The sequence below is a fragment of the Mesorhizobium sp. M0601 genome (genome assembly GCF_040320845.1).
Taxonomy (GTDB): Bacteria; Pseudomonadota; Alphaproteobacteria; order Rhizobiales; family Rhizobiaceae; genus Mesorhizobium.
The window spans coordinates 144,279-164,436 of sequence record NZ_JAMYQK010000003.1; the positions used below are offsets into that span (position 1 = coordinate 144,279).

Consider the following 20,158-nt stretch of genomic DNA (forward strand, 5'->3'; position numbering starts at 1 on the left):
CTGTCTCACACCATGTCGAGGGCAATTGCTACTGGGCAATGGTCGGATGCCTTCGGCCGGTCCCACCCGGCGCGTGGGAAGCGCTCGACCTCCTGGCCCGCCGGAAATATGGTGCGCCAAGGCTGCCCGCTACGGATGATATCGGGAACGGCGGTGGCGTTCTGCCTGGCTAGCGCCCTCGACAAAAGGATGTAGTCGAGCTGGCAGAGATGCCGCTCTTCCGGTCCGCGCGTGTGATAGAAAGTCCAGCGGTCCATTTCCGGCCGCCGCTCGACCGTGTTTTCGCAAAAACCGCCGGCAGTGAGCACGTCGATGCAGGACCGGGTCTCGTCGATCACCTCGAAGCGATGGCCGTCGAAAACATCGCCAGTGATCTTCACGCGCTGCCGGTAGTCGTTCATGTCGCCGCAGATTGCCCAGCGCTTGTCGGCGGCATTATCCTTACCGAAGCGCTCCTCGATGATCCGGCGCACCGCTTGCGCCTCGGCGATGCGCAGCGGCATTGTTGCCTCGCGGCCGTCGAGGCCGTTACGGGGCGAGCCCATCGACTTGAAATGCACGAGATACAGCGTCAACGGCGCGCCAGCGACCGTCAGATCGATTTCCAGGCAGTCGCGTCGGAAGATGCGTTCATTGGCCTGGTGACCAAGCGCTGCCAATTCCGCCGTGTGCAGGCCGAATTGCTCGAACGTGACATAGGCGTAGCTAGTCATGCGCACGAATTCGATTGGCTGGCCCTGCGCGGTCTCGTTGCGCATCATCACGGCGACGTCGATGCCGCGCGAATCATTGCCGGCGGTGGTGTATTTCTGCCGGTAGCCTTGCCCCACCATCTTGAACAGATAGCCATATTCGAAGGCCCTCAGCGCCTCGATATTGTCGACTTCCTGCATGCAGATGATGTCGGCGCGGGTGGCCGCGATCGCCAGCGCCGTCAACTGGCGCGTGTCGTCGGACTGCGCGATCGCCCGCGCCTGCTCGAGCATCTTGTATTCGGCCTCGCTCTGGATGTCGAAAAGCGCCAGTGTGCGATCTTCGTTGAGCTGATTGCGGTATCCGGAATAATCAAACCTGTTCATTAGGTTTTCGACGTTGAAGGTGGCAAGGCGCAGCGACATGGCTTTGAGCTTTGCCCGCAAGCGCGCCCGAAAACAAGGGCGCAGAAACCAGGCGGCTCTGATTGATCGCGCGCTCGCCATGGTTGACGGAACCTTTTTGTTCATCTTCCGTTCAGATGGAAAGTTCCATCAATAGGCCCTTCCCCGAGGTTTCTGGGCGTGGGGCCTGAATTTCGGAGAGTGCGATGAAACCGCTCTTTTTATCTTCCGTCAGATCCGGGCTGATGGCCCTCGGTCTGATCGCCAGCCTCTCGGCCCCGTCGCTTGCCGGGCCGATGCCCAAACCCCTGCTGCCGGTGGCGGGCAACGCTGCCGACATCGTGCAAATTCGTGAAGATTGGGCAGGCGGCAATGACAGGCAGATCTGGCGTTGGCGCAATCGCGGCTTTCGGCAATGGCACGGCGGCGACGATTGGAGATGGCGGTCCCACAATTTCCGCGGCCGTCATTTTTCGAGACACTGGGACAATGGCGGCTGGGACGACAGCTGGCGCTGGCGCCACCATCGCCGCCATTACCGCGGCGGCTACTATGATGATGGTGCGGGTGCCGCGATTCTTGGCTTGGGCCTGGGCCTCGGCCTTGGCAGCCTGTACAACAGCTACAACTACTACGACGCGCCGCCACCGCGCCGCTATTATCGCGCAGGGCGGCTTTCCAGTGCACATGTCCAATGGTGTTACAATCGCTACCGGTCGTACCGCGCCTGGGACAACACCTTCCAGCCCTATTACGGGCCGCGCCAGCAATGCTACTCGCCCTATAGGTAAGCAGGCCGACAACAAGCATCATTCGGCGCCGTGCTTCGCGGCGCCTTTTTCTTCCAGCCAGGAACCGCGAACATCGCCCAGTCCCGACTGCTGATAACGCTATTTTTATCAGGCAGGTCTAATAATCCTCCCGATCAGAACGCCCGAGACGCGAAAAATGGCTGGATTGCGTGCGATGGCCGAGGACGAACAGAGGGACAAACACCGGCAGCGCGTCTTGAAGGGCGCGACGATCCTGACCGGCGTGAGCAATTCCGAGGTCACATGCACGCTGCGCAACATGCACGCCGGCGGCGCCGAATTGAAGGTCTCGATCGACGCGCGCGTGCCCGATGAGTTCCTGCTCTATGTTCCGACCGACGGCATTGCCTACAAGGCGGTGGTCCGCTGGCGCCGCGAAGATCGTATCGGCGTGATGTTCACCGGTACCGAACCAAAGCCCAGTTGGCACTACGGCTGAGATCCCGGCGCTATCCGGGTGGCAGGACTCGCAGTGTCTGCTCGTCAAACAGCGGCTCATCCTGGCCGACGCGAACGAATAGAAGCTTTCGCAGTTCGGGTGATTGCACCTCGAAATACTGAATGCCGTCCGGGGCTTCGCCCCATTCGCCACAAGGCGGTTCGCCGACCTCGTCAGGGTTGGCGACGGTCTTCAATTCCTCACGATAGGCGGCATCGGGACTGAAAACATACCGGAGGATGCGCGCGGGCGTCGGCCCTTCGGTGTAAGGCATGAGCACGCAACGTGTGCTGATGGCTTTCTCGGTCTTCTGAGTAAAAATGCGCTGCAACGCAGCATCGGCGGCCTCGCCAGGCAGCATATCGAAGACTTCGACGACGGGATCGGCCGGCCCGCCGTCGCTGTATTCGATGGCAAGAGCATTGCCGCCAAGCTCGAAATGAATCCGGCGAAAACCGAAATCGCAGCGCTGCACCCAGGCAGCCAGCCCGACATCCTTGTCCGCCAGCCGTTCCCAAGCGCATTTGTCGACAGGCGGACGCGACGGCTTGCTTTGGTCGGCACGAGCGCCGGTTGCCATGGCCATAAGGACCGGCAGGGCGAACATGCAGGCCGGCGGTCTCTTGCTATTCATCGCTACAACCCGTCAAACTAAAGGCGTCCCAGGCTGAACCGTCGGGATTGGCTTTGGCGAAATCGGGCCATTCGGTAAAAATCGCGCCGAAGTCAGGCAACAGCAACCCTGCCGGTGCCGGCGAGGCTTCGCGGGAATTCAACTGCTCGGCACCGCCTGCATTGAACGCATAGACCTGCCCATCCCACACTCTGCACAGCCCGGTGCCGTCCTCGAGACCAGCCTCACGATCGTCGTCGGTGCAGGTGTGCCGGATCGTGCCCACAGGAAAGGAGTACTTGCCATTGGTCCAGGTAATGTCCGACGGCAGACGAATGTCGGTATTGGGCACGATCAACGAAAAGACCTCGGTCGTCAGCGCGGCCAGCTCGTTGTTGGTTGGCCGGAACTGTATCGTCGCTCCCGAACGCGGCTCGCGATAGGTCGCATGGCTGAGCGAACATTCTGTTGCGTTCGCTGCTTGCAACAGGCTCAGCATGCTCAGAAAAATAGCTGCTGCTTTGCGGATGATCATTTAAGTCCCTTGGAGCAGCATCATTGTGAAGTTTGAGCATCGATGCTTTAGCATGGCCCAAGGCCGCGTCGAAAAGAAAGAATCGATGATGCGAAATCTCTTGATGCTCATTTCGATCTTAACATTTACGTGCGGCAGCGCCTTTGCCACGGAACCCTATGTGGGCACATGGTCCGGGGACAGATCGAACTGTACCGCCGTTGCGGATGTTCAACGCCAGACTGTCTACACATTGTACCGCGACGCGCTGTCGGTCCCTGCTCTCGGCTGCGAACACGCATCGTTTCTCAAGACGCCTACGGGCTGGGTGGCTCGGGCCAGCCAATGCTACGGATCCGACCCGTCGGCCGAAGAGCCGTTCTCCCGTGTCATCCATATTGTGGTCGACGGGGCGACGGTGAGATTGACATGGCCTGGCTTCGACAGCGGAGTTCTTGTCAGATGCTGAAGACAGGCGTCTTTTTCCGCTGGATATGCAGCCTAGGACAGCAGCTTCAGATGACGCCTACCAGCAGCGCGGCTCCACCGAGGAGGCCAACTGCGCAGACCCACAGGAGCCAAAGCCCGCTAACCCTGCATTCGAGAACCGCTGCAACTGGGTTGTCGGGATCGTAGTGGACCTCGACCTTGTCGCCCTGGAGGTAGCACTGCGATCGACCGCTGACGAGGCTCGGCAGCGAAGCCGTCACGTTTGCGCCGAACGCGATGCGATCGGCGGCGTAGCGCTGGCCGGCGACGCTATAGCTGTAGACGACGCGGGATTTGAAGACTGTCCGCCAGGGCCGATAGCCGCCTCCGGACTTGTCGCGGGTCTCGAATTTCTGCAGGCCCGAAGCATCGATGCGTCCTGCCGTGATCGGCCATTTGGCCGCCTGTTCCGCAAGTGACTTCTGGGCAAAGCCCATGCGCAGGACAAATAATCCCATGAAAAGCAGCAGGGCAGCGGCGCCGAGGTTCTGCGGCCTGGGCAAAAACGGCCGGATCGCTTCGAGGAGGCCGCCGACGGAGAAGACCAATACAAGCGCGCCGACCACCAGCCCGGCCGAAAGCTGGACCATGAACTTGAAGGAGCCGTCGGGCATGGTGCGTTCGATCACCGCCTTGGCTGGATCGGCCGGATTGTAGAAGACGGTTACGCCGGCCCCGTTTGGAAATTTCGCAAGGGTTTCCGCCACGGCAAAGTTTCCAAGGTTCTCCTGCACGCTGTAGTGCGAACTGCGAAATGTCTTGCCGTTCACCTTGTATTCGAAGGTGATTGCCGGGAAGTTGCGGATTTCGGTCGACCCTCTGCTGTCCGAACCGGATCCCGAACTGGTCACCTCGCGGGCCTCGACCCGCGACGAGATGATCTTTCCCGGCGTCGGAGACCAGCGGCTGACCGCCCTCACCTCCCACCACTTCAGCAAGGTGACGAGGGAGAGCATGCCGGCAACCGCGCAGGCAAACCCGATCAACAGAAATTTGAGTTCCAACTCTCACCCCCTTGGCACTTTTGTGCCATGCCCCGCACAGGCATATCACGGTGATGAGGATAGTGCGCCTGTCCAGAAGCCTGGAAACCACACGATCTTGATGCGAAAAGGCCGGCGGATCGCTCCGCCGGCCTTTCTTGATCGGCAATGAAATTGCGATCAGTTCTTGGCCTTGTCGACCAGCTTGTTCATGGAAATTCCCACGCGCCCGCAGGGCGAAGCCCGAGGACGGGTAACGAAACGAACGTGGATGTCCTTCAGTTCTTGGCCTTGTCAACCAGCTTGTTCTTCGAAATCCACGGCATCATCGCGCGCAGCTTGGCGCCGACTTCCTCGATCTGGTGGCTGTCGTTGTTGCGGCGGATGCCCTTGAAGCGCGACATGCCGGCGCGGTATTCCTGCATCCATTCCGAGGTGAACTTGCCGGTCTGGATATCCTTCAGCACGCGCTTCATCTCGGCCTTGGTCTCGGCGGTGATGATGCGCGGGCCCGAGACATATTCGCCCCATTCGGCGGTGTTCGAGATCGAGTAGTTCATGTTGGCAATGCCGCCTTCATAGATCAGGTCGACGATCAATTTGACCTCGTGCAGGCACTCGAAATAGGCCATTTCCGGCGCGTAGCCGGCTTCCACCAGTGTCTCGAAGCCGGCGCGGATCAATTCGACCAGGCCGCCGCACAGCACCACCTGCTCGCCGAACAGGTCGGTCTCGCACTCCTCGCGGAAATTGGTCTCGATAATACCCGAGCGGCCGCCGCCAACGCCGCAGGCATAGGAGAGCGCCAGGTCGAGCGCATTGCCCGAAGCGTCCTGGTTGACCGCGACCAGGCACGGCACACCACCGCCCTTCTGGTATTCGCCGCGCACCGTATGGCCAGGCCCCTTCGGCGCGATCATCACGACGTCAACCGAAGCTTTGGGCTCGATCAGGCCAAAATGCACGTTGAGGCCGTGGGCAAAGGCGATCGCTGCGCCATCGCGGATGTTCGGCGCGATCTCGGATTTGTAGATGTCGGCCTGCAGCTCGTCCGGCGTGGCCATCATCATCAGGTCGGCCCACTTGGCGGCATCGGCTACGCTCATCACCTTGAGCCCGTCGGCCTCGACCTTCTTGGCGGTCGCCGAGCCGGCCTTGAGGCCGATGGCGATGTCCTTGACGCCGGAATCCTTAAGGTTGAGCGCATGCGCCCTGCCCTGGCTGCCATAGCCGATGATGGCGACCTTCTTGCCCTTGATCAGGTTGAGATCGGCATCGCGATCGTAATAGACACGCATTTTTGTTCCTTCCCGTTTTGAATTCAGAGGCCTTGCGGCTCGGTTTTTGCCCCGTAAAGAGCGAGAAACTGCTGCGTCGCCCGGACGGCATCGCCGCCGATCGCCGCACCAGTCAATTCCAGCCGGTCGCCAAGCAGCAGGCGGATCTGCACGTCGCGGGCGACCAGCCCGAAAAAGGTGCGGAACGCCGTCTCCGCGTCGGAAAACTCGAGGAAACCAGCTTCCTTGCCTGCCTCCAGCACCGGTTTAAGGCGCCGGGCCAGTGCGAAGCGGCCGTTCTCCAGCACGATGGCGCCGAGATCGTCCTTCCCCGAACTAGCATGGCCGACCGCCACCCTGTTCAGCGCGATCGAGGTGTCGCTCGAAATTACCTTGAGCCAGTCCGAAGCGAAGCGTTCGAGGCTCGCCGTCAGCGAAGGGAGGTCGAGCCCCTTGCGGTCGACCGGCACTACCCGCACCTTAGACGCCTGCCATTGTACCGTTGCCGTCAACAGCCCGTCGCGATCGCCGAACCATTTGTAGAGCGTCTCCTTCGAGCAGCTCGCCCGCCGCGCCACGGCGGTCATGGTCAACTGATCGCCCTCTTCGACCAGCAGGCGAAGGGCGGCGTCGAGCACGTCCTTCTGCCGCTCCGTCAGCGCCTCGCTGGTGTCGATGTCGGTCACAGCGTGCAACACAGTTTTTCCTCAGGAGGCAAACTCACCGCAGTTCTGATATGAGCTCGATGGCGTACCGTACGTTACGGTTCGGCTTTATGGCGTATTGTCCGACCCGACGCAAGCCTTTATTTCTGTAGCCTGCTCCATGCGGGGCATCACGGGAGACACTGATCATGCTCGCCGGATTGCTTGCGTTGACCGTTACCGCAGTGTTCGCGGGTGCGGCTATCTACGTCAGCGTCGCCGAACAGCCGGCGCGGCTTCGCCTCGAGGACAAAGCATTGCTGCAGGAATGGCAGCCTTCCTACAAGCGCGGCGCCGCCATGCAGGCCTCGATTGCCGTCATCGCCTGTATTCTAGGCCTCGTCGCGTGGTGGCTGACCGGCAATCTCGCTTATCTGGCCGGCGCCGTGCTGATCATCCTGCCTTGGCCATGGACGCTGCTGGTGATGATGCCGGCAAATAGGTTGCTGGAGGCGATGGACGCGAACTCCGTCAATCCTGAGGCTCGGACATTGATCGCCAAATGGGGCAATCTGCATCTGGTCCGCATCGGGCTTGGCGTTCTGGCGACATTGGCATTCCTCTGGGGCAGTGCCTGACCTCGCCAATCGGTCGCCATCTTCGTCATGAAGGCGTGTCACTCCAGGGCGGGCGGATCTCGCAGGCGCCCAAGCAGAGCTGACAGCGCGTCCAGCTCAACATTGGAAAGCCGGGAGCCGACCAACTCCGCGATCGACCGGCCGTAGACAGCCCACATGCGGCGGCGCGTCTCGCGTCCCTTGTCTGTGACGCGGACTGTTTGCCCGCGGCCGTCATCGGCAACTGGAAGCTTCTCGACCTGCCCGTCGGCTTCGAGCCGCGCCAGCAGCCGGGAGATGTTGTACTGCGCAAACAGGGTGCGCTCGGTGAGTTGGAACGGCCGCAATCCGCCCTCGCCCGCCTCGGCAAGCTCGTGCAGGATGTCGTACCAGGCAAGCGGCGGCAGGCCACTGTCCTTCAGCGCGTCCTCGGCTCTTTCCAACAACTGGCGCGAAACCCGCATCAGGCGAGCCCAGGCCTTGATGGCTGGAGGTGAAGGAATCCCGGTCATGATTGCATCGTAGGCGATAGATGCAATTGCATCAAGCTTGACGATCGATGCAAGTGCATCTATATAGATGCAATCGCATCAATCACGAGAGGCAATTCCGATGAAGCATGAAATCTGCAAGATCGCCGACATTCCGGAAACAGGCAGCCTCATCGCTCCGTTTTTCGGCCGCGAGGTCCATGTCTACCGCAGCGGCGAGCGTATCCGCGCCGCCGCCAACGTCTGCCTGCATTTCGGTGGCCCGCTCGACTGCAAGGACGGGAAGCTCGTCTGCCAGTGGCACGGCGCCTCGTTCGACATGGCTAACGGTGATCGCCTCGAAGGCCCGACGCCGAAGGGCTCCCGCCTGATGTTCCTCTCCACCCGCGTCGAGGACGGCGCATTGAACTATGTCTGGGGAGAGTGAGATGACCGACAAGCTCATCCTCGTCAGCCACCATCTTTGTCCCTATGTGCAGCGCGCGGCGATTTCACTTCGCGAAAAGGACGTTCCATTCGAGCGCATCACGGTCGATCTCGCCAACAAGCCTGCCTGGTTCAAGGCGATATCGCCGCTCGGCAAGGTGCCGCTGCTCCGCGTTGAGCATGACGGCCAGGAAACGGTGATCTTCGAATCGCTCGTCATCCTCGAATTCCTCGAGGAAACCCAGCCCAATCCGCTGCATCCCACCGACCCCTACGCCCGTGCCCGGCATCGCGCCTGGATCGAGTTCGGCTCGGCAATCCTCAATGCCATCGGCCGCTTCTATTCAGCTCTCACCGAAGCCGCCTTCATCGCCGAACGCGGGGCTCTGGCAGCAATGTTCGATCGCCTGGGAGTGGAACTGGCGAACGGCGCGGCTGGGCCATGCTTCGACGGCGAGCGCTTTTCACTGGTCGACGCGGTCTACGGCCCGATTTTTCGCTATTTCGACGTCTTCGACCGGATCGGCTATTTCGGCATCCTGGACGGAAAGCCGCATGTCCAGGTGTGGCGCGAGGCGTTGCGCAAACGCCCATCCGTGAAGGGCGCGGTCGCTCCCGATCATCCGCAACGCCTCCATGCATTCTTGCAGGCTAAGGGTTCGCACCTTTCGGAAATCATCCGCCAAAACGATCCGGCCACAGCGCTTCCGCAAGCCCTATCGGCTTGAATGGATTGAGCACCGTTCCTGTAACCATGGAAGCAAGAAACTGCGGCGCCGGCGGGACTTTTGCCAGCGTCGCCACCAGCCTGTCGCGGACGAACGGCATCACAATCGAGTCCGATTGATAAAACGGCGTCAGCACCAGCGACAGCGCCTGGAAGACCCGCACATGCCATCGCCGTGTCCGGACATAGGCCTCCAGTGCAGTATCGATACGGTCCGTTCCTATTAGTGCGTAGTTGAGCGCGGCTGCATCGAGCAGCGCCATGTTCGCGCCCTGGCCGAGCTGCGGGCTCGTTGAATGGGCCGCGTCGCCGATAACGGCCAATCGCCGTCCGGCTGGCGTCTTCATCGTGTGATGGCCATAGCGCGCCAGCGAGAGCTGCTCGAAACTGTCGATCTGGTCGATGAAGGCCGCGCATTCAGGCCACAGCCCGACCAATCTCGCCTTCCATGCCTCGAGACCTGCCGCCCAGACGCGCTCGGCATCCGCCGGCTTGAGGCTCCAGAAGAATGCCGCCATCTTCTGGGCATCCGGCTCGGGCCGGCCGATTGGCAGCACGCCGATCATCACGCTCGCGCTGTCGTAGCGCTGCAGCAGCGCGTGCTCGTCGAAACCCTCGCCGCGCCAGCCAAGCGATGCCCAGAACGCGCCATAGGCGAGCGATCGCGGTTCGCCCGGATTGTTCACGCACCGCCGCAGTTTGGAGCGCGAACCGCTGGCATCCACTACCAGGTCGAACGACCCTATCCGTTGTCCGTTGCCGCAGATCAATGTTGCCCGCTCGCCGGTTTCCAGCGTCTCGAGCTCGATACCTGTCTCAATGGTGAGCGCCTGGCGCCGGGCGGCGCGGAAAAGCACGCCGAACAGAGCCGCGCGGTGCACCGCCAGCCCGAAGCGGCCGCCACTCCGGGCATCGTAGCGGACGTCGAGCACTGTGCGGCCGGTCTTGGCATCTGCACCATGCAGGCGGTCTATGCGGCTGCCCAGCGCCAGAATGTCATCGAGCAGGCCGAGATCGGCAAGCACCGTCAGCCCGGTCGGCTGCAGGATCAGCCCGGACCCGACCGGTTGTGGCTGGTCGAAGCGCTCGAAGATGGTGACCCTATGTCCGGCGCGCGTGAGATAGAGCGCGGCGGCAAGTCCAGCCGGCCCGGCGCCGGCAATCGCGATGTCCAGAGAATTGCCCATCTGCCCGCCCCAACCCAGGCCGGACAATCCTTCAGCACCGCCGCTAAATCAAGCCGCCGTCTCGGCCTGGAGGCTCAGCCTTCGGCAGCATCGAAAACCTTCCGTGCCTCGCGTACAGCGCCGTGATTGAGCTCGGCCCATTGGATCAGCTGATGCAAGGGTCCAAACATCGAGCGCCCGAGATCGGTGAGGCTGTATTCGACGCTCGGCGGTTTGGTCGGAAACACCTGGCGATGCACATAGCCGTCGCGCTGCAGATCGTGCAGCGTCTGGGTGAGCATGCGCTGTGAAATATCGGGCACCAGCCGCCGCAATTCGCCGAAGCGGTACGGCTTCTCGGCCAAGGCCTCCATCAGCAGTGAACTCCATTTATTGCTTATGCCCTGGATCACGTCGCGAACCGGGCAATCCGCAAGGTTTCCGCCACCGCTGCCTGCTTTGTATATCTCGAGCTTCGATCTCAGATTGACGATCTTGCCGTCCATGGTTGGTTCCCTGGGTGTGCCTACCTCCCGCAAAACTGCCTTCTTTACGAGGATGGGTCAATTCCTATTTTAGTGCTGGTCTCTTTTTGAGACTAACATATGCACCCGCCGCTCCGGCGCAACGTCAGGACATCTCATGACCGACACCCTTCTCGTCACCGGCGCCTCCGGCCAGCTTGGCCGCGGCGTCATTAATCATCTGCTTGACACGCTCAAGGTCTCCCCTCAGCGCATCATCGCCGCCACCCGCAACCCGGAAAATCTGGCCGATCTGGCAGCCCGAGGCGTCACCATCCGGGCAGTCGACTTCGACGACGCCACGTCGTTGGCCAGTGCATTTACCGGTGCGGGCAGGGTTCTGATCATTTCGACAAACGAGCTCGCCGTTCCGGGCAAGCGCCTGAAGCAACATGAGGCTGCGGTCGCCGCAGCAAAAAGCGCCGGCGTTTCGCATCTGCTCTACACGTCGATGCCCAGTCCGGAGCCAGGATCGCCGGTACTGTTTGCGCCCGATCACCACGGCACCGAGCAGGCGATCAAGGCGAGCGGTATCCCCTACACCATCTTCCGCAACGGCTGGTATCAGGAGAACCTGTTCATGGCGCTGCCGCACGCCATCGCGTCGGGGCAGTGGTACACATCCGCCGGAGACGGCCGCATTGCCCATGGCGCGCGCGACGACATGGCCGCGGCGATCGCCGCCAGCCTTGCTTCGAGCGGAACCGAAAGCACGACATACACGCTGACCGGCCCCAAGGCCCACACGATGGCCGAGATTGCAGCCCTCGTCACCGAAGTTACCGGCAAGCCGATCGAGGTCGTCCAGCTTTCGGACGAAGCGCTGACCGGGGGATTGAAGGCAGCCGGCGTCCCCGAAGGTTTCGCCCCGGTCATCGTTTCGTTCGACACCAACACACGCTCCGGCCGCATCAGCATGGTGACCGACGCGGTCGAGACGCTGTCCGGCAGGAAGCCGCGGCCGCTGAAGCAATTTCTTGAGGCAAATAAGGCGGCTCTGGTGAGCTGAGCCTGACAAATGGCCGTGCCCTTCGAAGGGCACGGCCATTTATTTAGATAGCCACCTGCGTTCCGATCTCGACCACCCGTCCGGTCGGGATCTGGAAATATTCCGTCGCATCGGCCGCCGTGCGCGCCAACCCGATGAACAGCTTGTCCTGCCAGACCGGCATGCCGGAATTGGGCGAGGCCTTGAGAGAGCGCCGCGACAGGAAGAAGGACGTCGTCATGATGTCGAACTTCCAGCCCTGTTTGCGGCAGATCGCCAGCGCACGCGGGATGTTGGGCTGCTCCATATAGCCGAAGGTCAGCGTCACCCGCATGAACAGCTCGTTGACCATTTCCATCTTGACGCGCTCGCTGTCGGGCACAACCGGCTGCGGCGCCGTCACCACCGAAAGGATGACGTTCTGCTCGTGCAGCACCTTGTAGTGCTTGAGGCTGTGCATCAGCGCCGTCGGCGCGCTCAGCGGGTCGCTGGTCAGGAACACCGCGGTACCCGACACCAGATGCGGCTTCTTCTTCAGCAGATTGCCGGCGAGGAAATCGAGCGGGATCTCGTTCCGGCGCGTCTTGTCGAACAAATAGCGGCTGCCGCGGATCCAGGTCCACATAGTCATCACGATAACTGCGGCGATGGCAAGCGATGCCCAGCCACCTTCAAACACCTTGACTATGTTGGCGGCAAAGAAGCCGGTATCGACGAAGGCGAACACGGCCATCAAGGCGATCGCGACGCCGAGCGGCCATTTCCAGATGCGCGTCATCACAACAAAAAGCAGTACATTCGTCACCAGCATGTTGCCGGTCACCGAAATGCCGTAGGCCGAGGCCAGGCGGCTGGATTCGCCGAAGCCGACCACCAGCAACATCACCACCAGCGCCAGCATCAGGTTGATGCGCGGCAGATAGATCTGGCCCGACTGTTTTTCCGACGTATGCTGGATAACGAAACGCGGCAGCATATTGAGCTGCACCGCCTGTCTGGTCAGCGAAAAAGCGCCGGAGATCACCGCCTGGCTGGCGATGACGGTCGCCGCCGTCGCCAGCACGACCATCGGAATAAGCGTCCAGCCCTGGTTCATCTCGAAGAATGGATGACCGACAACGCCGCCATTTGCCAGCACGAAGGCGCCTTGCCCGACATAATTGAGCAACAGACAAGGGAACACGATTGCCAGCCAGGCGAGTACGATCGGCTTGCGGCCGAAATGGCCGAGGTCGGCATAGAGCGCCTCGGCGCCGGTGACGGCGAGGAAGACCGCACCAACCGTGACGAAGGCGACATCGGGCGAGTTGACCAGGAACGACACGATGTAATGCGGGCTGATCGCCAGCAGGATTTCCGGATCGGCGATGATGTGGTTAATGCCGGAAAGGCCGATGGCCAGGAACCACAGCGCGGTGACTGGCCCGAACACCAAACCTACGCCGCCGGTGCCGAATCGCTGTACCGCAAACAGGATCGCCAAGATGGCCAGTGTCAGTGGCACCACATAGGGCTGGAATGTCGGCGTGACGACGTTCATACCTTCGACCGCCGACAGCACCGAGATCGCCGGCGTGATGACTGCGTCGCCGAAAAAAAGCGCCGCGCCGACGATGCCGATGCCGAGGATCACCGCCGAGCGCGTCGGGAAGCTGTTGCGCGCCAGCGCCATCAGCGACAGCACCCCGCCCTCGCCTCGATTGTCGGCGCGGAGCACGAACATGATGTATTTGATGGTGACGGTGATCGTCAGCGACCAGATGATCAGCGACAACACGCCGAGGATGTCGCCACGGTTGGCGACGTTGCCACCGGCCGATGCGTGCAACGCCTCGCGAAATGCATAGATCGGGCTGGTACCGATATCGCCGTAAACCACGCCGAGCGCGCCCAGCATCAGCACCTTGGTGCTGTGCTGTTCGACCTCAGAATGGCTGGATTGTTCGACAGGTTCTGCCTCGTTACCAGCATTGGTAAGGGCCATGGACGACACTCCGGTAAGCGGGCGGTGCTCTACGCTTGCTGCGCTGCAATATCAAGTGCCGTCACGTAATGGCTCCGTCCCGATATTGCGAGCCCTCCACGACTTGGCAGACTCAGTCCGATCGGCAGACCACCTGGAATGTCGCAACGGACACGTTTTTAAATAGCCACCTGCGTCCCGATCTCGACCACCCGTCCGGTCGGGATCTGGAAATATTCCGTTGCATCGGCCGCCGAGCGCGCCAGCCCGATGAACAGCTTGTCCTGCCAGACCGGCATGCCGGAATTGGGCGAGGCCTTGAGAGAGCGCCGCGACAGGAAGAAGGACGTCGTCATGATGTCGAACTTCCAGCCCTGTTTGCGGCAGATCGCCAGCGCACGCGGGATGTTGGGCTGCTCCATGTAGCCGAAGGTCAGCGTCACCCGCATGAACAGCTCGTTGACCATTTCCATCTTGACGCGCTCGCTGTCGGGCACAACCGGCTGCGGTGCCGTCACCACCGAAAGGATGACGTTCTGCTCGTGCAGCACCTTGTAGTGCTTCAGGCTGTGCATCAGCGCGGTCGGCGCGCTCAGCGGATCGCTCGTCAGGAACACCGCGGTGCCCGACACCAGATGCGGCTTCTTCTTCAGCAGATTGCCGGCGAGGAAATCCAGCGGGATCTCGTTCCGGCGCGTCTTGTCGAACAAATAGCGGGTGCCGCGTATCCATGTGGACATGATCAGCCCCATGCCGCAGGCGACCGTGATCGACACCCACCCGCCTTCGAGGATCTTGACGACGTTTGCGAGGAAAAATCCAGTATCGATCGTGCCGAACAGCAGTGTGAGCGCGGCTGCCAGTGCAAGCTGCCATTTCCACCGGAACCGCATCACCACGAACAGCAGGATGGTTGTCATCAGCATTTCGCCAGTCACCGAAATGCCATAGGCGGAAGCCAGCGAACTCGAGCTGCCAAAGCCGACCACCAGCAACATCACGCCGAGCGCGACCACCAGATTGACCCGCGGCATGTAGATCTGGCCGGATTGCATCTCGGAAGTATGCTGCACCTCGATACGTGGCAGCAGATTGAGCTGTACCGCCTGCCGCGTCAGCGAGAAAGCGCCGGAGATCACCGCCTGGCTGGCGATCACCGTCGCTGCCGTGGCCAGCCCAACCATGGGCATTAGCGCCCAATCCGGCAGCATCTGGAAGAATGGATTGGTGGGTTTGCCGCCGTTGGCCAGAACGAACGCGCCTTGTCCGAAATAGTTGAGGAGCAGACAAGGGAACACCACGGAGAACCACGCCAGCACGATCGGCCTGCGGCCGAAATGGCCGAGATCGACATAAAGGGCTTCGGCCCCGGTGACCGCCAGGAACACAGCCCCGACCGTGACGAACGCACCGGTGGGCGTATTGGCCAGATAAGCGACCGCGTAATAGGGATTGATCGCCAGCAGGACCGACGGGTCGTCCAGCAGATGGTAGACCCCGGCGGCGCCGATCGCCAGGAACCACGCTGCCGTCACCGGTCCGAACACGGCCGCCACCCTGCCGGTGCCAAAGCGTTGCACGGCAAAAAGCATTGCCAGGATGATCAGCGTGATCGGAACAACATAAGTTTCCAGCGTCGGGGTCACCACTTCCAGGCCCTCGACCGCCGAAAGCACGGAGATGGCCGGCGTTATGATGGCGTCGCCGAAAAACAGCGCCGCGCCGCAAAGTCCGATCCCCAGAATGAACCGGGCTCCCTTTGGATAAGCGTTGCGCGCAAGCGCCATCAGCGACAGCGTGCCGCCCTCACCCTTGTTGTCGGCTCTGAGCACGAAAGCGACGTACTTTATCGTGACGATGATCGTCAGCGCCCAGACGATAAGCGACAGCACGCCGAGAACATCGTTGCGCGCTACCGGTCCCGACGATGCGTGCAGCGCTTCCCGAAACGCGTAGATTGGGCTCGTGCCGATATCGCCGTAAACCACGCCCAACGCGCCCAGCATCAAAACTCTGGTGCTGTGCTGCTCGGCCTTGGAGTGGCTGGATTGTTCGATGGGTTCTGCCTCGCTACCAGCGTGGGCAAGGGCCATGGACGACACTCCCATAGACGTGCGGCGCTCTATGCTGCGGGATGGAAAGGACGCGCTGCCGTGCCGGGAACGCATGGCCTATCGGCTCGCCTTTCTCTACCAGCCACAAGCCTTCAGAAACCGCCTGACCGTTGCGGCCATGCCATACTCCAACGCATCGGCTGTCAACCCATGTCCGATCGACACTTCGGCCAATGCCGGGATGCGCCTGGCCAGCGCCGGCAAATTGCTCACCACAAGGTCGTGCCCGGCATTGACCTGGAGCCCTGCGGCCAATGCGGCATCCGCCGTCTTTCCCAATTTCTCCAATTCCTTCGCCGCTTTTGCCGAATCGGAATGATAGCTGCCATATGGACCCGTATAGAGTTCGATCCGGTCGGCGCCGGTGTCGCGAGCGGCTTTCACGGCAGCGGGATCCGGATCGGAAAACAGCGATACGCGAAAGCCTCCCTTCTTCAGGCGCTTGACGACCGGTGTCAGGAACGCAGCCTCGGCGGCGAAGTTCCAGCCATGGTCGGAAGTCGCCTGCGCCGGGTCGTCGGGCACCAGCGTCACCTGCTCGGGCTGATGCTTTTCCACAAGCGCCAGGAACTCCTCGGTCGGATAGCCCTCGATGTTGAATTCCGCATTCGGGAACTCGTCGTCGATCAGCGCCCTGATCTCAGGCAGATCGGAATGCCTGGTGTGCCGCTCGTCGGGTCGCGGGTGCACCGTGAGCCCATGCGCGCCGGCGGCAAGGGCGATGCGTCCGAGCCCCGTCACGCTTGGCCACGGCAGGTCGCGCCGGTTGCGCAGCATGGCGATCGCATTGAGATTGACGGAAAGCTTTGCAGGCATTTGCACGGCTCCAGGCTGATCTTGGCGCGCATCTATACCGCCTTTAATGGGAACAGACAGAGGGTTTCAGGTGTTCCAAGGTTTGCGAAGGAAATCGAGCGCAAGGAGTTCCCTGTTGAATTTTCTCGAGGCCGTGCCGGCGGTTCGCCGCATCGACACCGATCGCGAAGACCTCTTCGCCATCGATGTCGTCGGCCATGTCGCAGCGGCTGACGCCGAAAACCTGTTCGGATTGCTGGAGGCGGCCTATGCGCTGCATCCGAAGATCGACGTGCTGGTGCGCCTGATCGACCATGAGGGTGTCGACTGGGCCGACGTATCGGACGAGACGATCGAACAGGGCATAGCTCATGCCGTGGAGCATATCGGCCGCTGCGCGGCGATCGGTGAGCCGAACTGGATACCGGAGGCAAGAGCCTTTTTGCCTGCCTCTTTGCCTATCGAACTCCGGCATTTCGAGGCCAAGGACGAAGCCGCCGCCTGGGAATGGCTTGACGCCAGACCGATCGCCCAGCGCTGATACGACGGACCTGACAGCCCTATCGGACGATCGTCAACCGTTCGGCCGCGCGCGTGATAGCGGTATAGAGCCAACGCTGGCGAGTTTCCTTGAATGCCCAGCTTTCGTCGAAAAGCACGATCTCGTTCCATTGCGACCCTTGCGCCTTGTGCACGGTCAGTGCATAGCCATAGTCGAAATCGTCGAAACGTTTCTTCTGCTGCCAGGGAATGTCGGCGTCCGGATCTTCGAATGCCGCCTTGAGCAGCTTGATCTTGGCGACGCCGCGATCCGGGTCGTCTTCCTCCGGCGAAACCAGCAGATTGATGCCAGGCTTGACCGTCTCGCGCGACGAGGTCATCACCTTCCACAACGAGCCGTTGAGCAGTCCCTTGGCCGGATCGTTGCGCAGACAGACCAGCTTGTCGCCGGCTTGCGGATAATCGGCGTTGAACCCCTTCAGCTCGCGCAGCCGCTGGTTGTAACGGCGGCGCGTGCGGTTGGTGCCGACCAGCACCTGGTCCGCTTTCAGCACCAATTCCTGGGTGACGTCTTCCTTGCCGATCACCTGCGCCGCGCCATAGTCGCCGCGCATGAACTCGCGGCCCTCGCGCACGTCAAGCGCCAACCGGATGATCGGGTTGTCTCGCGCCTGGCGATGGATTTCGGTGAGCAGAATGTCCGGCTCATGGTCGGTGAAGAAGCCGCCGCCGGAGATTGGCGGCAACTGGCCGGGATCGCCGAGCACCAGGATCGGCGTGCCGAAGCTCATCAGGTCACGGCCGAGTTGCTCGTCGACCATCGAGCATTCGTCGATGACGACGAGCTTGGCTCGCGAGATCGGGCTCTGCCGGTTGAGCGAAAATGTCGGCGACATCGATGTCTTGCCGGTCACCTCGTCCGCTACCGATTCCTCGCCCTTCGGCCGGTAGATCAGCGAATGGATGGTGCGGGCATTGACCGCGCCCTTGGAACGCAGCACCTGCGCCGCCTTACCGGTAAACGCGGCGAACTGTACCTGGCCGTCGACATGCTCGGCGAAATAGCGCGCCAGCGTCGTCTTACCGGTGCCGGCATAGCCGAACAGCCGGAACAGCTGCGGCTTGCCGGCTTTCAGCCAGCCGGCCACCGCCTTCAGCGCCTCGTCTTGTTGAGGAGAGAATTCCATCAGCGCGACAGACCGGATTCGCGAGGGAAAGACAAGGTGACTGCCGTCACCGGCAAATTTTCATCGCCGGCAATCACGCCGCTGCGACAGGGTCAGGCTATCAGTGACGAACAGGAACGTAAAGAGAACAAGGCCAGGCGACCGCAGCTTACCCGGCCCGCTGTGGATCGTTCTCCAGCTGGATCGGCTTGCCATGCGGTGTTGCGTGCGCGGCGCGTTCCCAGGCAGCGGCGAGCGCATCGACGTCGCGCTTTCCGGCAACGCCCTTGGCCAAAAGCAGCTTTTCCAGCGCTGCCAGCCAGTGCTCGTAGTAATCGTGACCGTCGCGCGCGGCGCCCGGCCGCTTCACCTCTGCCGACAAAGCATCCGCCCATTCGCTCCACGAAAACAGCCCGTTGTCGTGCAGTGCTACCGTCATGGCAAAGGCCTCTGCTTGCCACGGCTCGGCAAACACAGGCGCCTCGACACCGGCGGGCAGCATGGCGGCAACTGAGCCCGTCTCACGCCGGCTCAAGGTAGCTCTCCCAGGCGTCGATCGACACGACAAGTGTCGGATCGGCGCCCTCGCCCCAGATTTCGCCGCCGGTGAAGGCCACCGTATAGACCCATTGCGGGTTTTCGCCCTGGCCGTGCGCATTGGTGTCGGGAAAGACAAAGCCGTCGCGCACAGCCTCGACGACGCCTCGCTTGCCGCGTGCATAGCGCGGCAGTCTGGTGTGGCCGGTCGGATGAAAGTTCTTGGTTCGCACGGGGTCGCCCGCCTTGAACCGCGCAGGCGCGGCGACAGGCCGATCGCAGTGCCCGCCCTTGGCCAGCACCGCCGGAACGTCCTTAGCCTTCAGCACCCGTTTGGGTGTCGCTGCCGGGTCGACTGCGTCGCCCGTAGTCAGGTCCCGGTCGCTGACCAAACCATGGCGTTTGAGCAGCACCTCCAGCGCCTTGATCCATATCTGGTAGTAGCTGGAGGCATAATAATCCGCTGGATGCAGCGATTCCCGCGCGTGCCGGCTCTCGTCGATGGTCCAGGCGCCCATGGCGCCGGCGCACAACGTCACGCCCAGCGCCCGCCTTTCCCAATCGGCATGGAAATAGGGTTCGTCAGGTTCGGGCGCGACCGGCCCGAAACCCATCTGGCCGCCGAGATCCTGCGGCCCGTTCATGCCGGTTCCCGCACCAACGCCGTGCCGATCATGGCATCGCGCGTCACCAGATCGGCGAGCCTTGCCTCATCCCAGCCCTCCGTACCCCGGGGGCGCATCGGCACCACCAGATAGCGCAGCTCGGCGGTCGAATCCCACACCCGGATTGTCGTCCTCGCCGGCAAGGTCAGACCGAATTCCTCGAGCACGCCGCGCGGATCGATCACTGCGCGCGAACGGTAGGGCGGCGCCTTGTACCAGACCGGCGGCAGGCCGAGCACCGACCACGGATAGCAGGAGCATAGCGTGCAGACGACGAGGTTGTGCGTGTCGGCCGTGTTGAACACCGCCTGCATGTGCTCGCCTTGCCGGCCGGTGTAGCCAAGCGATTCGATTGCCGCCGTCGCATCACGCTTCAGCCATGCGGCAAACCCGGGATCAACCCAGGCCTTCGCCACCACCTTTGCGCCGTTGCGCGGCCCGATCTTAGTCTCATAGGTGTCGACGATAACATCGATCGCCGCCGGATCGATCAGGCCTTTGCGGGTGAGAATCGTCTCCAGCGCGCGCACCCGCGCCGCAAAGGGATCAAGCTCGTTGTCGTGGTCGTGATTGTGCGGCATGGCGTCAAATTACGATCGCGGACCTCCGG

General features: G+C 61.9%; 24 protein-coding genes. 8 read left to right on the top strand and 16 right to left on the bottom strand.

The window, feature by feature from the left end; genetic code table 11:
• Positions 1–5: 5 nt before the first annotated feature.
• Positions 6–1,118, bottom strand: a complete 1,113-nt coding sequence (locus NKI41_RS04805) for an endonuclease/exonuclease/phosphatase family protein (protein WP_352539592.1) — start codon at positions 1,116–1,118, stop codon at positions 6–8.
• Here NKI41_RS04805 and NKI41_RS04810 point away from each other — a divergent pair.
• The 3 genes from NKI41_RS04810 (at position 1,117) to NKI41_RS04820 (ending at position 2,348) form a co-directional block, all read left to right on the top strand.
• Positions 1,117–1,254, top strand: a complete 138-nt coding sequence (locus NKI41_RS04810) for a hypothetical protein (RefSeq protein WP_352470206.1) — start codon at positions 1,117–1,119, stop codon at positions 1,252–1,254. The two genes, NKI41_RS04805 and NKI41_RS04810, sit on opposite strands and share 2 nt — an antisense overlap.
• A gap of 49 nt (positions 1,255–1,303) precedes the next feature.
• On the top strand, positions 1,304–1,888 hold the full coding sequence (locus NKI41_RS04815; protein WP_352539591.1) for a BA14K family protein: 585 nt from the start codon (positions 1,304–1,306) through the stop codon (positions 1,886–1,888).
• A 175-nt stretch (positions 1,889–2,063) separates the two neighbouring features.
• On the top strand, positions 2,064–2,348 hold the full coding sequence (locus NKI41_RS04820) for a PilZ domain-containing protein (protein WP_352470452.1): 285 nt from the start codon (positions 2,064–2,066) through the stop codon (positions 2,346–2,348).
• 10 nt (positions 2,349–2,358) lie between these two features.
• On the opposite strand, the gene NKI41_RS04825 is transcribed toward NKI41_RS04820, so the two are convergent.
• The 5 genes from NKI41_RS04825 to NKI41_RS04845 all read right to left on the bottom strand — a co-directional run bounded on the left by NKI41_RS04825 (position 2,359) and on the right by NKI41_RS04845 (position 6,922).
• Entirely contained in the window at positions 2,359–2,982 is a 624-nt protein-coding gene (locus tag NKI41_RS04825; RefSeq protein ID WP_352681713.1) for a hypothetical protein, read from the bottom strand.
• On the bottom strand, positions 2,975–3,496 hold the full coding sequence (locus NKI41_RS04830) for a hypothetical protein (RefSeq protein ID WP_352470203.1): 522 nt from the start codon (positions 3,494–3,496) through the stop codon (positions 2,975–2,977). Before NKI41_RS04830 ends, NKI41_RS04825 begins: the two co-directional genes overlap by 8 nt.
• Before the next feature lie 494 nt (positions 3,497–3,990).
• Positions 3,991–4,968 (bottom strand): DUF3592 domain-containing protein, encoded by a 978-nt coding sequence (locus NKI41_RS04835; protein ID WP_352681715.1) that lies wholly within the window; start codon positions 4,966–4,968, stop codon positions 3,991–3,993.
• Positions 4,969–5,225: 257 nt separating this feature from the next.
• A complete protein-coding gene (ilvC, locus tag NKI41_RS04840) occupies positions 5,226–6,245 on the bottom strand; it encodes a ketol-acid reductoisomerase (RefSeq protein WP_023676662.1) in 1,020 nt (339 codons plus the stop codon).
• Positions 6,246–6,268: 23 nt separating this feature from the next.
• Positions 6,269–6,922, bottom strand: coding sequence for a TetR/AcrR family transcriptional regulator (locus tag NKI41_RS04845; RefSeq protein ID WP_352681717.1), 654 nt, complete (start codon positions 6,920–6,922; stop codon positions 6,269–6,271).
• Positions 6,923–7,077: 155 nt separating this feature from the next.
• Between NKI41_RS04845 and NKI41_RS04850 the strand changes: the two genes are divergently transcribed.
• The gene (locus NKI41_RS04850; RefSeq protein ID WP_352681718.1) at positions 7,078–7,506 is read left to right on the top strand and encodes an anthrone oxygenase family protein; all 429 of its coding nucleotides are present in this window, start codon (positions 7,078–7,080) and stop codon (positions 7,504–7,506) included.
• A 38-nt stretch (positions 7,507–7,544) separates the two neighbouring features.
• Here NKI41_RS04850 and NKI41_RS04855 read toward each other — a convergent pair whose 3' ends face one another.
• The gene (locus NKI41_RS04855; protein ID WP_352539585.1) at positions 7,545–7,997 is read right to left on the bottom strand and encodes a MarR family winged helix-turn-helix transcriptional regulator; all 453 of its coding nucleotides are present in this window, start codon (positions 7,995–7,997) and stop codon (positions 7,545–7,547) included.
• 100 nt (positions 7,998–8,097) lie between these two features.
• On the opposite strand from NKI41_RS04855, the gene NKI41_RS04860 reads away from it, so the two are divergent.
• Entirely contained in the window at positions 8,098–8,403 is a 306-nt protein-coding gene (locus NKI41_RS04860) for a Rieske (2Fe-2S) protein (protein ID WP_352681719.1), read from the top strand.
• A gap of 1 nt (position 8,404) precedes the next feature.
• Positions 8,405–9,130 (top strand): glutathione S-transferase family protein, encoded by a 726-nt coding sequence (locus NKI41_RS04865; protein ID WP_352681720.1) that lies wholly within the window; start codon positions 8,405–8,407, stop codon positions 9,128–9,130.
• Here NKI41_RS04865 and NKI41_RS04870 read toward each other — a convergent pair.
• A complete protein-coding gene (locus NKI41_RS04870) occupies positions 9,078–10,316 on the bottom strand; it encodes an FAD-dependent oxidoreductase (RefSeq protein WP_352681721.1) in 1,239 nt (412 codons plus the stop codon). The two genes, NKI41_RS04865 and NKI41_RS04870, sit on opposite strands and share 53 nt — an antisense overlap.
• Positions 10,317–10,390: 74 nt before the next feature.
• Entirely contained in the window at positions 10,391–10,801 is a 411-nt protein-coding gene (locus NKI41_RS04875; protein ID WP_352466906.1) for a winged helix-turn-helix transcriptional regulator, read from the bottom strand.
• Between the two features lie 136 nt (positions 10,802–10,937).
• On the opposite strand from NKI41_RS04875, the gene NKI41_RS04880 reads away from it, so the two are divergent.
• Positions 10,938–11,828 carry an SDR family oxidoreductase gene (locus tag NKI41_RS04880; RefSeq protein WP_352681723.1) on the top strand — a complete coding sequence of 297 codons (891 nt, stop codon included), beginning with the start codon at positions 10,938–10,940 and terminating at the stop codon, positions 11,826–11,828.
• A 43-nt stretch (positions 11,829–11,871) separates the two neighbouring features.
• Here the strand turns inward: NKI41_RS04880 and NKI41_RS04885 are convergent, their stop codons facing one another.
• The 3 genes from NKI41_RS04885 to NKI41_RS04895 form a co-directional block, all read right to left on the bottom strand.
• Entirely contained in the window at positions 11,872–13,791 is a 1,920-nt protein-coding gene (locus NKI41_RS04885) for a potassium transporter Kup (RefSeq protein ID WP_352450049.1), read from the bottom strand.
• Positions 13,792–13,949: 158 nt separating this feature from the next.
• Positions 13,950–15,863, bottom strand: coding sequence for a potassium transporter Kup (locus NKI41_RS04890; protein ID WP_352539580.1), 1,914 nt, complete (start codon positions 15,861–15,863; stop codon positions 13,950–13,952).
• A 96-nt stretch (positions 15,864–15,959) separates the two neighbouring features.
• Positions 15,960–16,700, bottom strand: coding sequence for a pyridoxine 5'-phosphate synthase (locus tag NKI41_RS04895; protein WP_352681724.1), 741 nt, complete (start codon positions 16,698–16,700; stop codon positions 15,960–15,962).
• Positions 16,701–16,815: 115 nt separating this feature from the next.
• Between NKI41_RS04895 and NKI41_RS04900 the strand changes: the two genes are divergently transcribed.
• Positions 16,816–17,220, top strand: coding sequence for a SpoIIAA family protein (locus NKI41_RS04900; RefSeq protein WP_352450052.1), 405 nt, complete (start codon positions 16,816–16,818; stop codon positions 17,218–17,220).
• Between the two features lie 19 nt (positions 17,221–17,239).
• Here the strand turns inward: NKI41_RS04900 and NKI41_RS04905 are convergent, their stop codons facing one another.
• The 4 genes from NKI41_RS04905 to nthA all read right to left on the bottom strand — a co-directional run bounded on the left by NKI41_RS04905 (position 17,240) and on the right by nthA (position 20,129).
• The gene (locus NKI41_RS04905) at positions 17,240–18,367 is read right to left on the bottom strand and encodes an ATP-dependent DNA helicase (RefSeq protein ID WP_023720791.1); all 1,128 of its coding nucleotides are present in this window, start codon (positions 18,365–18,367) and stop codon (positions 17,240–17,242) included.
• A gap of 148 nt (positions 18,368–18,515) precedes the next feature.
• The gene (locus tag NKI41_RS04910) at positions 18,516–18,848 is read right to left on the bottom strand and encodes a nitrile hydratase accessory protein (RefSeq protein WP_156937343.1); all 333 of its coding nucleotides are present in this window, start codon (positions 18,846–18,848) and stop codon (positions 18,516–18,518) included.
• 19 nt (positions 18,849–18,867) lie between these two features.
• Positions 18,868–19,527 (bottom strand): nitrile hydratase subunit beta, encoded by a 660-nt coding sequence (nthB, locus tag NKI41_RS04915; protein WP_352681726.1) that lies wholly within the window; start codon positions 19,525–19,527, stop codon positions 18,868–18,870.
• Entirely contained in the window at positions 19,524–20,129 is a 606-nt protein-coding gene (gene nthA / locus NKI41_RS04920) for a nitrile hydratase subunit alpha (RefSeq protein WP_352501008.1), read from the bottom strand. The genes nthB and nthA overlap by 4 nt, the downstream gene beginning before the upstream one ends.
• Between the last annotated feature and the right edge of the window lie 29 nt (positions 20,130–20,158).

Coding starts and splice junctions, on each gene's coding strand:
- NKI41_RS04815 (WP_352539591.1), top strand. CDS start 1,304: ATGAAACCGCTCTTTTTATCTTCCGTCAGATCCGGGCTGATGGCCCTC.
- ilvC (WP_023676662.1), bottom strand. CDS start 6,245: ATGCGTGTCTATTACGATCGCGATGCCGATCTCAACCTGATCAAGGGC.
- NKI41_RS04850 (WP_352681718.1), top strand. CDS start 7,078: ATGCTCGCCGGATTGCTTGCGTTGACCGTTACCGCAGTGTTCGCGGGT.
- NKI41_RS04830 (WP_352470203.1), bottom strand. CDS start 3,496: ATGATCATCCGCAAAGCAGCAGCTATTTTTCTGAGCATGCTGAGCCTG.
- nthA (WP_352501008.1), bottom strand. CDS start 20,129: ATGCCGCACAATCACGACCACGACAACGAGCTTGATCCCTTTGCGGCG.
- nthB (WP_352681726.1), bottom strand. CDS start 19,527: ATGAACGGGCCGCAGGATCTCGGCGGCCAGATGGGTTTCGGGCCGGTC.
- NKI41_RS04880 (WP_352681723.1), top strand. CDS start 10,938: ATGACCGACACCCTTCTCGTCACCGGCGCCTCCGGCCAGCTTGGCCGC.
- NKI41_RS04895 (WP_352681724.1), bottom strand. CDS start 16,700: ATGCCTGCAAAGCTTTCCGTCAATCTCAATGCGATCGCCATGCTGCGC.
- NKI41_RS04890 (WP_352539580.1), bottom strand. CDS start 15,863: ATGGCCCTTGCCCACGCTGGTAGCGAGGCAGAACCCATCGAACAATCC.
- NKI41_RS04855 (WP_352539585.1), bottom strand. CDS start 7,997: ATGACCGGGATTCCTTCACCTCCAGCCATCAAGGCCTGGGCTCGCCTG.
- NKI41_RS04910 (WP_156937343.1), bottom strand. CDS start 18,848: ATGCTGCCCGCCGGTGTCGAGGCGCCTGTGTTTGCCGAGCCGTGGCAA.
- NKI41_RS04810 (WP_352470206.1), top strand. CDS start 1,117: ATGGCTTTGAGCTTTGCCCGCAAGCGCGCCCGAAAACAAGGGCGCAGA.
- NKI41_RS04825 (WP_352681713.1), bottom strand. CDS start 2,982: ATGAATAGCAAGAGACCGCCGGCCTGCATGTTCGCCCTGCCGGTCCTT.
- NKI41_RS04870 (WP_352681721.1), bottom strand. CDS start 10,316: ATGGGCAATTCTCTGGACATCGCGATTGCCGGCGCCGGGCCGGCTGGA.
- NKI41_RS04885 (WP_352450049.1), bottom strand. CDS start 13,791: ATGGCCCTTACCAATGCTGGTAACGAGGCAGAACCTGTCGAACAATCC.
- NKI41_RS04860 (WP_352681719.1), top strand. CDS start 8,098: ATGAAGCATGAAATCTGCAAGATCGCCGACATTCCGGAAACAGGCAGC.
- NKI41_RS04805 (WP_352539592.1), bottom strand. CDS start 1,118: ATGTCGCTGCGCCTTGCCACCTTCAACGTCGAAAACCTAATGAACAGG.
- NKI41_RS04875 (WP_352466906.1), bottom strand. CDS start 10,801: ATGGACGGCAAGATCGTCAATCTGAGATCGAAGCTCGAGATATACAAA.
- NKI41_RS04905 (WP_023720791.1), bottom strand. CDS start 18,367: ATGGAATTCTCTCCTCAACAAGACGAGGCGCTGAAGGCGGTGGCCGGC.
- NKI41_RS04865 (WP_352681720.1), top strand. CDS start 8,405: ATGACCGACAAGCTCATCCTCGTCAGCCACCATCTTTGTCCCTATGTG.
- NKI41_RS04820 (WP_352470452.1), top strand. CDS start 2,064: ATGGCCGAGGACGAACAGAGGGACAAACACCGGCAGCGCGTCTTGAAG.